This is a genomic window from Paraburkholderia sp. MM5477-R1, from assembly GCF_050436385.1.
GTDB classification, from domain to species: domain Bacteria; phylum Pseudomonadota; class Gammaproteobacteria; order Burkholderiales; family Burkholderiaceae; genus Paraburkholderia; species Paraburkholderia tuberum.
The window spans coordinates 792,335-805,298 of the sequence record NZ_JBNDMC010000010.1; the positions used below are offsets into that span (position 1 = coordinate 792,335).

At 62.5% G+C, this 12,964-nt stretch carries 12 protein-coding genes and 1 pseudogene; 9 read left to right on the top strand and 4 right to left on the bottom strand.

The window, feature by feature from the left end; all coding sequences use genetic code 11:
* Nucleotides 1-13 precede the first annotated feature (13 nt).
* A complete protein-coding gene (locus OKW35_RS47460) occupies nt 14-802 on the bottom strand; it encodes a crotonase/enoyl-CoA hydratase family protein (protein ID WP_429555700.1) in 789 nt (262 codons plus the stop codon).
* A 61-nt stretch (nt 803-863) separates the two neighbouring features.
* Nucleotides 864-1,646, bottom strand: a complete 783-nt coding sequence (locus OKW35_RS47465; RefSeq protein WP_429555701.1) for an SDR family oxidoreductase — start codon at nt 1,644-1,646, stop codon at nt 864-866.
* Nucleotides 1,647-1,871: 225 nt separating this feature from the next.
* On the opposite strand from OKW35_RS47465, the gene OKW35_RS47470 reads away from it, so the two are divergent.
* A complete protein-coding gene (locus OKW35_RS47470; protein WP_429555702.1) occupies nt 1,872-2,306 on the top strand; it encodes a MarR family winged helix-turn-helix transcriptional regulator in 435 nt (144 codons plus the stop codon).
* 35 nt (nt 2,307-2,341) lie between these two features.
* On the opposite strand, the gene OKW35_RS47475 is transcribed toward OKW35_RS47470, so the two are convergent.
* Nucleotides 2,342-3,121: an enoyl-CoA hydratase-related protein gene (locus OKW35_RS47475; RefSeq protein ID WP_429555703.1), complete on the bottom strand. Its 780-nt coding sequence runs from the start codon at nt 3,119-3,121 to the stop codon at nt 2,342-2,344.
* Between the two features lie 579 nt (nt 3,122-3,700).
* Nucleotides 3,701-5,032, bottom strand: coding sequence for a PLP-dependent aminotransferase family protein (locus tag OKW35_RS47480; protein WP_429555704.1), 1,332 nt, complete (start codon nt 5,030-5,032; stop codon nt 3,701-3,703).
* Between the two features lie 93 nt (nt 5,033-5,125).
* On the opposite strand from OKW35_RS47480, the gene OKW35_RS47485 reads away from it, so the two are divergent.
* From OKW35_RS47485 to OKW35_RS47520, 8 genes and pseudogenes are all read left to right on the top strand, one after another.
* Nucleotides 5,126-5,722: a DJ-1/PfpI family protein gene (locus OKW35_RS47485; RefSeq protein ID WP_429555705.1), complete on the top strand. Its 597-nt coding sequence runs from the start codon at nt 5,126-5,128 to the stop codon at nt 5,720-5,722.
* A 91-nt stretch (nt 5,723-5,813) separates the two neighbouring features.
* Nucleotides 5,814-6,725, top strand: coding sequence for a LysR family transcriptional regulator (locus tag OKW35_RS47490; protein ID WP_429555706.1), 912 nt, complete (start codon nt 5,814-5,816; stop codon nt 6,723-6,725).
* Between the two features lie 337 nt (nt 6,726-7,062).
* Nucleotides 7,063-7,462, top strand: a pseudogene (locus OKW35_RS47495) (acetyl-CoA C-acyltransferase); the annotation flags it as partial.
* Nucleotides 7,463-7,470: 8 nt separating this feature from the next.
* On the top strand, nt 7,471-8,679 hold the full coding sequence (locus tag OKW35_RS47500) for an acyl-CoA dehydrogenase family protein (protein WP_429555707.1): 1,209 nt from the start codon (nt 7,471-7,473) through the stop codon (nt 8,677-8,679).
* 10 nt (nt 8,680-8,689) lie between these two features.
* On the top strand, nt 8,690-9,820 hold the full coding sequence (locus OKW35_RS47505) for an acyl-CoA dehydrogenase family protein (protein WP_429555708.1): 1,131 nt from the start codon (nt 8,690-8,692) through the stop codon (nt 9,818-9,820).
* Nucleotides 9,821-9,824: 4 nt separating this feature from the next.
* A complete protein-coding gene (locus OKW35_RS47510) occupies nt 9,825-10,637 on the top strand; it encodes an oxepin-CoA hydrolase, alternative type (RefSeq protein ID WP_429555709.1) in 813 nt (270 codons plus the stop codon).
* Between the two features lie 40 nt (nt 10,638-10,677).
* Nucleotides 10,678-11,886 carry a CaiB/BaiF CoA transferase family protein gene (locus OKW35_RS47515; protein ID WP_429555710.1) on the top strand — a complete coding sequence of 403 codons (1,209 nt, stop codon included), beginning with the start codon at nt 10,678-10,680 and terminating at the stop codon, nt 11,884-11,886.
* Nucleotides 11,887-11,919: 33 nt separating this feature from the next.
* On the top strand, nt 11,920-12,945 hold the full coding sequence (locus OKW35_RS47520) for an NAD(P)H-dependent flavin oxidoreductase (RefSeq protein ID WP_429555711.1): 1,026 nt from the start codon (nt 11,920-11,922) through the stop codon (nt 12,943-12,945).
* The last annotated feature ends 19 nt before the right edge of the window (nt 12,946-12,964 follow it).

A 12,964-nucleotide genomic window follows, 5' to 3' on the forward strand; every position in this document is an offset into this window, starting at 1 on the left:
TGAACCAGTAGGATCAACGCCCCGTGAAGCGGGCCTCGCGACGCTCAACAAAGGACTGGATCCCTTCCCTGAAGTCCTCCGACGCGAAGACCTCCTCTTGAATCTGCGGGATGACGGCAATCGCTGCCTGCTCGCCATGCTCGATATAGGTCAGAGCCGCCGCCTTGGTCGCACGCAGGCCGATCGGCGCGACCTTGCAGATCGCCTGGGCGATCTCCATCGCCCGCTCGCGGTGCCGCCCGTATGGATGCACTTCCTGGACGAAGCCGCAGCGGTATGCCTCCGCGGCGGAGAATTCGTCACACAGGAACAGGTGATACATCGCATTGCCCCAGCCCGTGCGGGTGAGGTAACGGTAGTGCGCGCCACCCAGCGGTGCGATGCCGCGTTTCGATTCCATCTGGCAGAAGCGAGCGGTGTCGGCTGCAATCACGATGTCCGAGGCCAGCATCTGCTCGAGGCCGATCGTATAGGTAATACCATGGACCACCGAGATCACCGGCTTGCGGCAGCGTTTGCCCAGACCGAAGGGATCGACCTGGTCGTCGGGGATCGGCTTTGCCGTGGCGGTCGGGCCGAAGAACTTAGGCATGTCGAGGCCGGCAGTGGTGTGTTCGCCGACGGGGTCGAGAACTGCCACCCACAGGTTGTTGTCGTCGTCGAACTCGGTCAGCCGCTGCGAGAGCTGCTGCATCATCTCCGGGGTGAAGGCGTTCTTCTTGGCCGGGTTGTCGACCGAGATGATCGCGATATGGTCCTCGATCGTCATGCGGACTTCGGGCGTCGTTGCTGCATTGCTCATGATGGTCTCCTTCGCTTAGGTGGATTGGCACTTCGGATGGATTGGATATAGCCGGATGAAATCAGACGGCAGTCACGCCGCCGTCCACGGCAAGAATCTGGCCGGTAATGTGCTTGCCTGCGTCACTGGCGAATAGCAGGGCTGCGCCCTTGAGGTCGTCGTCATCACCGATGCGCTGCAGGGGCGCGCGCTCCGACAGTTTCTCGATGCCGACCTTCTCGATCGTTCCCCTGGTCATCTTCGACGGGAACAAGCCAGGCGCGAGCGCATTGACGGTGATGCCGTACGGCCCCCACTCGCCGGCGAGCGCACGGGTGAAATTGACGACCGCACCCTTGCTCGTGTTGTAAGCGATGGTCGGCTGGCCCGTGGGACCGTTGCCCCTGAGGCCGGCAATTGAGGCGAGGTTGATGATGCGGCCATAGCGATTGGGGATCATCGACAGCTTCCCGATCTGCTGCGTGAGCAGGAAGATCGCCCGTACGTTCAAGTTCATGACCTTGTCCCAGGCGGAAAGCGGATGGTTGGCCGTGGTTGCGCCCCACGTGGCGCCGGCATTGTTGACCAGGATGTCGACCTTGCCCAGGCGTTCCATCGCTTCGTTGGCAAGGCGCTCGACTTTGTCCTCGCTGGCGTTGTCTGCCGCGATCCAGCTTGCGTCCACACCCAGGCCGGCCAGATGCGCCTGTGCGGACTGAAGTGCGTCCGCCTTGCGCGCCGAGATCACCACGCGGGCACCTTGCGTGCCAAGCGCCTCGGCAATCTGCAGGCCTAGGCCGCTGGACCCGCCGGTGACGAGGGCCGTTCGGCCCTTCAGGTTGAAAAGATCCGCCACAGCAGTCATTACAGTTTCCTTGTTGATGAATGGAACGGAACATCCTGCACGATGTAGATGCCGGCGAAGGGAACCTCGTGGTCCCCCAGATCAATGCCAGGTTCGTCCGGATCGGGCATTGCAGCCGTCGCTTCGCGCACGGGAAGCTGGGGGTACGGCTCATGTTATATTTCGCACGCGAATTACTGATTTATTGCCGCTCCGGCGACTGGAACGTAGAACGAGGTTACGGAAATGCATCATCGGCTTGTCTATCTACTGAATGTGGGTCAGCGGCGCCTACATCGGTGGTCGCAGGCGAGGACAGCCGCCGGTGGAGTGACAGCAGCGCAGGCTGGTCTGCTCTTTTTTCTGGCAAAGAACGACGGTGCCCTCACGAATGAAGCGGCGGCAGCCCTTGACCTCAAGGCGCCGGGAATGAGTGGGTTGGTTGATCGAGCCGAACGGGCTGGTCTCATCGAACGCCATGCGGATGAGTTCGATGGACGCGCGTCGCGGCTGTGGCTGACGGACGACGGGCGCGCTGCACTCAAGCGTTCGAAGGCAGGTCTCGCTGACTTGAATGCCCGGCTTACCGACGGGTTTACAGCGTCCGAAATCGACATCGTAGTGCGATGGCTGACAAGTTTGCAGGAGAAATTTCCGGCCATTGATGAGAACCCGCACTAGAGGGCACCGACGGTGCCCCCTGGTGCGTACCGTTCCTATCGTTGAACAATTCTCGTGAAATCCGGTTGGAGCTTTTGGGCAAACGCCGCGAAGGCTTCTTTCGCTTCGGCGCTTGCCAGTCGCTCCACGAAGATGGCGCTTTCGCAATCCATCTGAGCGACCAGCTTCTCTGCGTCTCGCATCAGTCGCTTCATCGCGGTCAGCGATCCAATGGGCTTGGCAGCAATTTTCTCGGCAACACGGCGTGCCTCTGCACGGAGTTCCGCGTTGGAGACAGCCTTGTTTGCAATACCCCATGCAACGGCAGCATTCGCAGGAACGGCTTCCCCGAGGGCGAACATTTCGAATGCCTTGACATGCCCAATTCGCAAGGGAAGCAGGCAGCTTGAGGCAGCTTCGGGAACGAGTGCCAGATTCACGAAGGGGGTCATCAATTGCGCCTCTTCGGAGAGAAGCACATAGTCACAATGGAGCAACATGGTCGTTCCAACTCCGACGGCCTTGCCCTGGACTGCGGCAATGATCGGTTTCGTGGCATTCGCCAGGCCTCGCAGAAAGCGGACAACGTTGCGTTCCTTCGGGCCGTTGCCTGTCGCCTGCGCTGCGAATTCCGAGACGTCGTTGCCGGCCGTGAATGTGTCTCCATCGGCCTGAATCAACAACACACGGATCTCGTCGTCGTCACTAGCTCTCGCGATGGCATCTGCAAGTGCGCCATACATATCGTTAGTGAGCGCGTTTTTCTTATCTGGTCGCGCAATCGTGACGGCCAGTACACCACTACCTGATAGCTCAACTTTGATTTCCGGGGTCATTAGCTTGCCTCCTAAAAATTCGCGGCGTCGAGAGGTGCCTCCTCTGGAACGCCATTACGTTTAAATGTTCGCATGCGAAGTATAAATTTATTCGCGTGCGAGATGCATCCGTGAAAAGTTGACGACCTGTCAACTGAAACTTGACATCAATGCGGCTGCGACACCTTGCCAAGTTGCACGAGCGATGGTATTTCGCGCACTCGCGCGGCAACGATGTTGGAGCCAGCGGCTTACCCGGGGCACGTTTCAGGATCTCTTTCGAGGCAATATCCCGACGTTCGGATGCATTGGCAGGTGGATACTCCTTTGTCGGCTTCCAGTGATGCCGACCTCCGCGCACCGTATCGGAGACCCCTCACAGTCCCACGCATGCGAATGGCCGCTATGGGCGAATACGGCGACAATTCCGACTGTGAAAGTGATCGACGGCTTCACGCCCTGAGTCCGTCCGTCGACATCATTCCCCGGACACCAATACGGAAAACGGTCGCGGTCCTCTTTCGCATCTCGATTGCCGCCTGAGCTGGTCTTGCCCGCGAGTCCTGAAAAAAAATCGGACTGCGCCGTTGCAACTGCTGGTCAGTAGGTATGTTCGGCAACAACTCGGGCCACTGTTTCCAGCGACCGCTTGAGCGTGGCCAGGTCGACGGAGCCGAGTGCCAGTCGAATGGCGTGAGGCACGCGATCCGAAGTCGAAAACGGAAGGGCCGTCGACACGGAAGTCTGCTCCCGCATCAACGCCATCGCAATCGCGTCCGCGCGCACCTCCTGCTCCAGGGGAAGCCAGACGAAGTACGATGCGGGATGGCTGATCCTCTTGAGCCGGCCCAGAACGTCGGCGGCAAGGCACTGACGCATCGTGGCATCCCGCCGCTTGTCGTCTTCAAGCCGGGCCACCGTGCCGTCTTCGATCCAGCCGCAGGCGATGGCCGTCATGGTCGCCGGGGTATTCCAGATCGTTGCCCGGATAGTTCGTTCGAGCTTGGGAATCCACTCGCGCGGTGCATAGACGAAGCCGACGCGTAGACCCGTCGCCACACTCTTCGACAAGCTCGACACGTAGATCGTCGTTTCCGGAGCAAGCGACGCCAGCGGAGGCGGAGCGTCTTCAGCGAGGAACGCGTAGGCCGCGTCCTCGATCAGGATCAGCCCGTGTCGTCGCGCGATGGCGACAAGTTCCCGCCGTCGCCTCGTGCCCATCACCCAGCCGAGCGGATTGTGCAGTGTCGGCATCGCGTAGACGGCACGCACCCGCCGTCGTTTGCACAGGGCCGCCAACGCGTCCAGATCAGGCCCGAGCCCAGCGGCCGGAATCGGCGCGAGTTCCAGTCGATTGGCCTCGGCAGCCAGCTTGAATCCCGGGTAGGTCAGCGCGTCCACAGCCACCACGTCGCCGGGCTCGAACAACGCCATGGCGGTCGTCGTCAGCCCGTGCTGTGCGCCGCTCATGAGCAATACGGTTTCGACGGTTGCTTCCAGGCCCCGGCTGGCCAGGTGACGTGCCACCGTTGCCCGCTCGTGCTCGCGCCCGCCATGGGGCTGGTATCGAAGCAGGGACTCCAGGTCACCCGCGGCAGCGAGCTGGCGCAGCGCTGCCCTGAGAAGGTCGGTCTGGCCCGCCGAAGACGGAGAGTTGAAGCTCAGGTCTACTGTGTCCGCGCTCCAGGCATACAGGTCAATGCCTTGACCTTGAGGGAGCGGCTCCTTGACGAACGTGCCGCGGCCGGTTTCGCCGCTCACCAAACCCATGGCTTGCAGTTCCGCGTAGACTCGTGTGGCCGTGACCAGCGCCAGGCCTTCGCGAGCAGCCAGGTCGCGGTGCGTCGGCAGACGCGTCCCGGGACGCAACCGGCCTGCACGGATGTCGGCCGCGAGGTGGTCGACCAGATGTTTGTAGCGGGACTGAGGCACGCGACAATGTATCCATGACAATTAGTTGATTGTATTGATTATCGGCCCTAGTATGGCGCTACACAACCTCTCCTCCACCCGTTCGAGGACGCCATGCACATCGCCATCCTGACATTCGAAGGCTTCAACGAACTCGATTCGCTGATTGCGCTCAACATCCTCAATCGGGTGAAGAAGCCCGGCTGGCAGGTTTCGATCGCCTGTCCGACGGAGAGGGTGCGTTCGATGAACGGCGTGGTGCTGGAAGCGCAAGCGTCGCTGCAAGACGCTTGCGACGCCGACGCAGTGCTGGTTGGCAGCGGGATAAAGACCCGGGACGTCGTGGCCGATGACGCGTTAATGGCGCAACTCAGGCTCGACCCGACGCGCCAGCTAGTGGGTGCGCAATGCTCAGGTACGCTGATACTTGCCAAGGCGGGCCTGCTGGGCGGCGTTCCGGCCTGCACGGACCTGACAACCAAACCGTGGGTGCAAGAGGCAGGTGTGACTGTGCTCAACCAGCCGTTCGTCGCCAAGGGAAACGTCGCGACCGCAGGCGGGTGTCTGTCGTCGCAGTATCTGGCGGCTTGGTTCATCGCGCGATTGGAGGGCGTCGAGGCTGCACGCAGCGCGATTGACTATGTAGCTCCGGTGGGAGAGAAGGAAATCTACGTGACACGCGCGATGGCGAACATTTCGCCATTCCTTTAAGGGTACTGTGGGTCGCGTAGTGCCCACTATCGCAGCCGCGACAATAGCCTTGAGGCGGTTACGCATGATCAGATGGATTGATTGACGCATCATGGACCTGAACCTGATCGGCTTGTTCGTCGAGATCGTCGAATCGCGCAGCCTCAGCGCCGCCGCGCGCAAGCTTGGCATGACGCGCGCGAACATCAGCCAGCGGCTCAAGCTGCTGGAGCGCGAAACGGGCGCACAATTGCTGCGCCGCTCGACGCGAAGTTTCGAACTGACGCAAGCCGGGCACACGCTGTATGACTGTGGTCAGCGCGTGCTGGAAGACCTGAGCACGGCCCGCGCATCGATTGACAGCCTCGGGCAAACCTTGAGCGGCCGTGTTCGAATCAGTGTGCCGACTGGCTTCGGCAGGATGTTCATCGGATCGAAGCTGCTCGAATTCGCGCGCATGCATCCGGGCATCACGCTCAATGTCACGTTCAACAACCGGATCGAAGATCTGATCGCCGCAGAAGTCGACGTCGCGTTGAGGATCACGGCGACGCCACCGTTGGACTATGTGGCGCGCAATATCTGCTCGATTGACTGGAACCTGTATGCGTCGGCCGAATATATGGAGAAACACGGTCCGGTTGACTCTCCAGGGGATCTCGAAAGGCAGACGCTGGTCGCATCGCCTTACCCCGGCCGACGGGTCACGATGACGCTCACGCACCGACAGGACGAGGCCGATGTCCACGTCATCACGATGCAGCCCGCGCTGCAGTCGCCGGACTATCCGTTTCTGACAGAGGCGGTGTGTCAAGGCATGGGTATCGGGCTTTTGCCGGCGTATGTGCCGTATGCGTCTTTGAGCTGCGGACTGCTGCGGATCCTGCCGCAATACCGTATCGCCGGCGTGCAGAACACGTTGTATATCGTCACCCTCCCCAATCGCTTTCCGTCGCCGGCGACGCAAGCCCTGATTGACTATCTGCGAGCCGAAATCGAGTCGCTCGCGCCAACCTGGGCCTAAGACAGGCGTTTCTCCCGATCCGCCCGGGCCGTCCGGATCCGCCAACCCCGCCGTCACAACCACCGATCTTCCCTTGCGAAGCATTTCACCTGGCAAAGTCGTGCCACACTCAGTGTCAACTTTCAGTTAACAGTTCGTCAACTCTCAGTGGAATTGTCAATTCCGCTACCGCATTTCACAATCGCCTTACGCAAAATACAGGAGCGAAGGGTAATGACCCCCGAACCGTCCCGTGACGCCGTCAGGCAAGAACTGCATAGCCCCATTCTCGTCATCACCGTCGACAACCCGCCAGTGAACGCGCTCGACGTCGACGTGACGTTTCTCTACGGCTATGGCGAAGGCCGCCGAGCGCGCGAACCTCGCTCCGCTTGGCGCGTTTCGCGGTCTGGCGGGTTGTCGGCTGCGAGCCGGATGAAATGGGCATCGGTCCCGTGCTCGCCGTGTCGAAGCTGCTCGCGCGCCATGGCCTCGCGGTGGACGACATTGGCCTGTGGGAGCTCAACGAAGCGTTCGCATCGCAGGCGGTCTATTGCCAGCGGCGTCTCGAGATTCCGGCCGAGCGTCTCAACGTGAACGACGGCGCGATTTCCATCGGCCATCCGTTCGGTATGACCGGCTCGCGCCTCGCCGGACACGTCCTCATCGAGGGCCGCCGGCGCGGCGTGAAGTACGCGGTCGTCACGATGTGCATTGCCGGCGGCATCGGTGCCGCAGGGCTCTTCGAAATCTATTGAGAGAAATCATGGATCTGAACTTCACCCCTGAGGAGGAAGCCTTTCGCGAGCGCGTCGTGCGCTTCCTGAAGGAAAAACTGCCTGCGAGGCTTTCCGACAAGGTCCGCAACGGCTGGCACCTCGCGCGTGCCGACGTGGTCGAATGGCACGCCATCCTGAATGAACAGGGTTGGCTCGCGAATCACTGGCCCGAAGCCTATGGCGGCCCAGGCTGGAACACCGCGCAGAAGTTCATTTTCGAAAACGAATGCGCGCTTGCGGGCGCACCCCGCATCCTGCCGTTCGGCGTGAACATGCTCGGACCCGTTCTCATCAAGTACGGCAGCGAAGCGCAGAAGCGCTACTGGCTGCCGCGCGTACTCGACGGCTCCGACTGGTGGTGCCAGGGCTATTCGGAGCCGGGCTCGGGTTCCGACCTCGCGTCCGTGAAGACGACCGCGGTGCGCGGCATTGATGGGCAGGGCGAACACTACATCGTCAACGGCCAGAAGACATGGACCACGCTCGCCCAGCACGCGAACATGATCTTCTGCCTCGTGCGCACTGCAACGGATGTGCGCAAGCAGGAGGGCATCAGTTTCCTGCTCGTCGATTTGAATTCGCCCGGCGTCGAAGTGCGTCCCATCATCACGCTCGAAGGCGAACACGAGATCAACGAAGTGTTCTTCACCGATGTACGCGTGCCCGCGGCGAATCTCGTCGGCGAGGAGAACAAGGGCTGGACGGTCGCCAAGTATCTGCTGACCTACGAGCGCACCAACATCTCGGGCGTCGGCTTCTCGGTTGCGGCACTGGCCCGCTTGCGCCGCGTGGCGCAGAAGGTGATGCGCAATGGCCGTCCGCTCGCCGACGATCCGTTCTTTGCGGCGCGCGTTGCCCGCGTCGAAATCGACCTGGAGAACATGAAGACGACCAACCTCCGCGTGATCGCAGCGGTAGCGGGCGGCGGCGTGCCGGGCGCGGAAAGCTCAATGCTCAAGATTCGCGGCACCGAGATTCGCCAGGAACTGTCGTCGCTGATGCGCCGCGCGATGGGGCCGTACGCGCAGCCGTTTGTCGAGGAGGCGCTACACGAAGATTACGACGACGCGCCCATTGGCCCCGACGAGGCCGCGAGCGCTGCCGCGCTTTACTTCAACAACCGCAAGCTGTCGATTTTCGGCGGCTCCAACGAAATCCAGAAGAACATCATCTCGAAGATGATCCTGGGACTGTAAGGGGATCGCGATGAATTTCCAGCATACCGAAGACCGCCGCATGCTGGCGGATACGCTCAACCGCTTCGTGAGGGAGCAGTATGGTTTCGCGAAGCGCGACGCGCTCGCGCGCAGCGACTCGGGCTTCAGCCGCGAACTGTGGGTTCGCTTTGCGGAACTGGGCGTCGTCGGCGCGCTCTTCGACGAGAGCGACGGCGGTTTCGGCGGACAGGGTTTCGATATTGCCGTTGTCTTCGAGAGCCTCGGGCGCGGTCTCGTGGTCGAGCCGTTCCTCGGCGCGCTGGTCGTGGGGCACGCGCTGGCGCAGGCCGGCAGCGACGTGCAGAAGGCGCTGATTGCCGGTTTGATCGAAGGCCACGCTGTCGCGACGTTCGCGCACCACGAACCCGGCTCGCACTACGAACTCGCGAAGGTGGCGACGCGCGCCGTGCTCGGCTCGAATGGCTGGGTGCTGACTGGCAACAAGGCCGTCGTCCAGCAGGGCGCCGAGGCCGACTTCTTTCTCGTCTCGGCGCGCACCAGCGGTGCCGCCGACGCCGAAGAAGGCATCTCGCTCTTCATCGTTCCCCGCGAGACGGAAGGCGTCGCGCTGCGCGGCTACGGGAAGATCGACGGCGGACGCGCCGCCGAAATCTGCCTCAATGAAGTGTGCCTTCCCGACGCTGCGTTGCTCGGCGAACGAGATGCGGGCTTCACGGCGCTCGAGCACAGTATCGGCGCGGGTGTGCTCGCGTTGTGCGCCGAGGCGCTCGGCGCGATGGAAGTCGCGAAAGAACACACGCTCGAGTACCTGCGCACGCGCAAGCAGTTCGGTGTCGCTATCGGCAGCTTCCAGGCATTGCAGCACCGCATGGCCGATCTGCTGCTGGAGATCGAGCAGGCACGCTCCGCTGTCATCAATGCGGCCGCCGCATTTGGCGCGAGCCGGGTAGAGCGCGAACGCGCGCTGTCGGCGGCGAAGTACACGATCGGGCGCGTCGGTGCGCAAGTCGCCGAAGAGTCCATCCAGCTGCACGGCGGCATCGGCATGACTTGGGAATTGCCGCTTGCCCACTACGCGAAGCGCCTTGTGATGATCGATCATCAACTGGGCGATGAAGACCACCATCTCGAACGCTATATCACTTTGCACAGGAGCTAACGCCATGAACGAACCTATCCTTGCGCGCCGCGAAGGCGCGGTGCAAGTGCTGTCGTTCAACAATCCGGCGGCGCGCAATGCGCTCACGGCCGAGGTGTACAAGGCGCTTCCGGCTGCAATCGAAGCTGCGCAAAACGATCGGGAAGTCGGCGCGATCGTGCTGACGGGCGTGGGCGGCGCATTCTGCGCGGGCGGCGACCTGAAACGGCTCGCACAACGGCGCGCGGTGACGCCGCCCGAGCGGCGCGCGGGCATCGAAAGTCTGCACGACATGATTCGCTCGCTGCGCGACTGCAGCAAGCCGGTGATCGCAGCAGTCGAAGGCGCGGCCGCAGGCGCGGGGCTTTCGATCGCGCTCGCATGCGACATGCTCGTGACCGCGCGCAATGCGTCGTTCTCGGTGGCATACGTCAAAGTCGGCCTGTCGCCCGACGGCGGCGCGACGGCATTCCTGTCCGGTGTCCTTTCTCGACAGCTGATGACCGAGTTGTGTCTGACGGGGCGGCCTGTCACGGGCGAACGCATGCATGCGCTCGGCGCCGCGAACCGTCTTGCCGAGCCGGGCAGTGCGCTGTCGGAAGCCGTTGCGCTGGCGCAATCGCTCGCGGCGGGACCCGAGCGCGCGATCGCACGGATCAAGCGTCTGTGCCACCAGGCAGGCGGAAACACGGTCGAAGCGCAACTCGACCTCGAAGCCGATTACATGACGGAATCGCTCGGCGACGACGAATCCGCCGAAGGCATCAACGCTTTCTTCGACAAACGCGCCGCTGATTTTTCAGCGTTGCGCCGCGCGTCCGAAGTCAGTTCGCACTAGACGCAGCGCCTTCGTCACTCTTTGTCATTCCGGATTTGTCATGTCGAACCTCAATTCCTCCCTGCCGCTTGCCGGTGTTCGCATTCTCGATTTATCCCGCGTGCTGGCGGGGCCCTGGTGCGCAATGGTGCTCGGCGATCTCGGCGCAGAAGTCATCAAGGTCGAGCATCCGAAGCGCGGCGACGACACGCGCGATTGGGGCATACGCGTCGGCACTACCGAGACGGCTTACTTCAACAGTGTCAACCGCAACAAGCGCTCGGTATGCCTCGATCTGCAAACGGAAGAGGGCCAGCAGATCGCCCGCGAACTGGCACAGCAGAGCGACGTCGTGATCCAGAACTTCAAGTTCGGCGGCGCGGAGAAGCTCGGCCTCGGCTATGAGCAGCTCAAGGAAGGACGCGAGAACCTCATCTACTGCTCGATCTCCGGTTACGACCGGCGCGGGCCGGAAGCGGCGCGGCCCGGCTACGATCTCGTCATTCAGGGCGAAGCCGGGCTGATGGCGCTCAACGGAGAAGCCGATCAGCCGCCGCTCAAGTTCGGCGTGGCCGCCGTCGATCTGTTTACGGGGATGTACTCCGCACAGGCAGTGCTCGCAGCGCTCTTCGAGCGTCAGAAGACGGGCAAGGGACGCCACATCGAGATGGCGCTCTTCGATTGCGGGCTGATGATCACGTCGTACTACGGACTGGAGGCGCTGATCATGGGCGAGGATCCGCCGCGCTACGGCAATGCGCATCCTTCGATCATGCCCTACGGCGTATTCGATGCAGAGGATGGGCCGCTCGTTATCGCCGTCGGCACCAACCGCCAGTACGAGCGATTCTGCCGCGAGGTGATCGAGCGCCCTGATCTCGTCGAAGACGACCGTTTCCGCACGAACATGTCCCGGACCGCCAACCGCGAGGTGCTCGCGCCCGAACTCCAGCGCGAGATCGGCAAAAGAAAGCGCCAGGTCCTGCTCGAGCGCCTGACGCGAGCATGCATTCCCTGTGGCGAGGTCGCCGGCCTTCACGAAGCCCTCACTTCGACGCGCACGGCAGAGGCCGGGCTCGTGACGACCTACACGCATCCCGAGGCCGGCAGCACGAACGTGCTCGCGCCGCCTTATCGCTTCGACGGTGCGCGCCTGCCTGTGCGAAGCGCCCCGCCGCAACTCGGGGAAGGCACGAATGATGTTCTCCAGTCGTTGCTCGGGCTGTCCGACGAACGACTTTCACAACTGAAGGCGGAAGGCGTCGTCTGACGCTGTATTGCGCCTTACTCAGGGGATCGTTCCATGAGCCAGATTGCTTTTTCCAATGCCTTCACCGAACTGTTCGGCACACGCCTGCCCATCGTCGCCGGCGGTCTGATGTGGCTCGCCGATGCGGACTATGTCGCTGCCGCATCGCGCGCCGGCATCATCGGCTTCCTCACGGCCGGGAGCTTTCCCGAGCCGCGCGCCCTGCGCGCGGAGATCCAGCGCTGTCGCGATCTGTGCGAAGGCGGCCCGTTCGGCGTGAACGTCTCGATGCTGCCGAAGCTCGTCCCCGGCGAGAAGACGCGCGACGTGTTCGAGCTCATCGTCGACGCAGGCGTGAAGTTCGTCGAAACCTCAGGGCGCAATCCGGAGGAATTCATGCCGCTTCTGAAGCAGGCCGGCGTGAAGGTGCTCCACAAGGTGCCAGCGGTACGGTTTGCAGTCAAGGCGGCCTCGATCGGTGTCGATGCGGTCGCGATCGTCGGTGCCGAATGCGGAGGACATCCGGGACTCGACATGGTGGGATCGTTCGTCAACGCCGCGTGGGCCGAAAGCCACCTGGACATTCCTTACCTCATCGGCGGCGGCATCGGCCGCGGTTCGCAACTCGCCGCGGCGCTCACGATGGGCGCCTCCGGTGTAGTCGTCGGCACGCGCTTCGTCGTGGCCGAGGAGATCTGGGCACATGACAACTACAAGTATCGGCTGGTGGACGCCGGACCGACCGACACGGATCTCTGCATGCAGTCCGTGCGTAACACCGTACGGACGCTACGCAACGAGACCACGGCCGCCGTGAAGGAGATCGAGACGCAGAACCCGAATGTGACCATTCAGGACCTGATGCCCCTGATTGCCGGCAAGATCGGCCGCGATGCCTACGTTACGGGCGACTGGTCGAAGGGGCTGCTCGCTGCAGGGCAGTCTCTCGCGTTCGTCGACCGCGTCGAACCGCTTGCCGAAATCGTGCGCCGCTTCGAGAACGACATGTGGCAGGCGCTGACGCGGCTCGCAAACAACTGCTCGGGGTTCATGGACGCTGCACGGGGCGTGCCGGCGTAGCGCACGGTGAAGATCCCGG